The 1,140-nt window shown below is 50.3% G+C and carries 1 protein-coding gene; it reads left to right on the forward strand.

Annotated features, from left to right (window positions below; genetic code table 11):
• Positions 1-1,140 (forward strand): phenylalanine--tRNA ligase subunit beta (locus ACTHUM_RS14855; protein WP_440403271.1); only part of this gene is annotated, 1,140 nt, incomplete at both ends.

Genomic DNA, 1,140 nt, shown 5'->3' on the forward strand with positions numbered 1-1,140 from the left:
GGTCTGCACATTCTGCCTGAAGATGCGCCTGTCGGTGCCAATATCCGTGAATACTTGGATTTGGACGATACGCTGTTTACGTTGAAAATTACGCCTAACCGCGCTGATTGCTTGAGCGTTAAGGGTATTGCGCGTGAGGTTTCTGCGTTGACTCAATGTGCGTTTAGGCCTGTTGAAATTCAGACGGCCTTTATCGGCAGTGAGAAAAAACAGGCTGTCCGTATTGACGCACCGGCCGACTGCGGCCGTTTTATCAGTCGCGTTATTGAAAATGTCAATGCGAAAGCGGCTACTCCCGATTGGATGAAACAACGTTTGGAACGCAGCGGTATCCGCAGCATTTCCGCATTGGTGGACATCGGCAACTATGTGATGCTGGAAATCGGTCAGCCTATGCATGTTTTCGATGCTGACAAGCTGTCAGGCAGTTTGATTGTCCGCCGTGCTCAAAATGGCGAGACTTTGGCGTGTCTGAACGAGAAGACGGTTACTTTGGCTGACAATACACTGGTGGTCGCTGATGAAAAAGGTGCGTTGAGCTTGGCCGGCTTGATGGGCGGCGAGGCAAGCGCGGTTTCAGATGACACGCAAAATATCGTACTGGAAGCTGCTTGGTTTGCTCCGGAGATTATTGCGGGTAAATCCCGTCAATACGGTTTTGGTTCGGATTCTTCTTTCCGTTTTGAGCGTGGTGTGGATTACCGCTTGCAAGCTGATGCCATTGAGCGTGCTACCGAATTGGTGTTGCAGATTTGCGGTGGTGCAGCCGGTGAAATGGTTGAAGCACAAGGCAAATTGCCCGAGGCAAAACAGGTCGAATTGCGTTTAGGCCGTCTGAAAACGGTATTGGGCGTTGAAATCCCTGCCGAGCAAGTCGAAATTATCTTGCAACACTTGGGTTTGCAGCCTGAGAAAACCGAAGAAGGCTTCCGTGTTACTTCTCCTAGCTTCCGTTTCGACATCGAAATCGAAGCCGATTTGATTGAAGAAATCGGCCGCGTTTACGGTTATGAGAATATTCCTGACGACTATACTTCAGGCCGTCTGAAAATGTTGGCCTTGCCTGAAACCAAACGCCCTCGTTTTGCGGTTTATAACGAAATGGCGGCTCGCGGTTACCGCGAAGTGGTCAGCTATGCG

The sequence above is a fragment of the Neisseria sp. P0021.S006 genome (assembly GCF_051956895.1).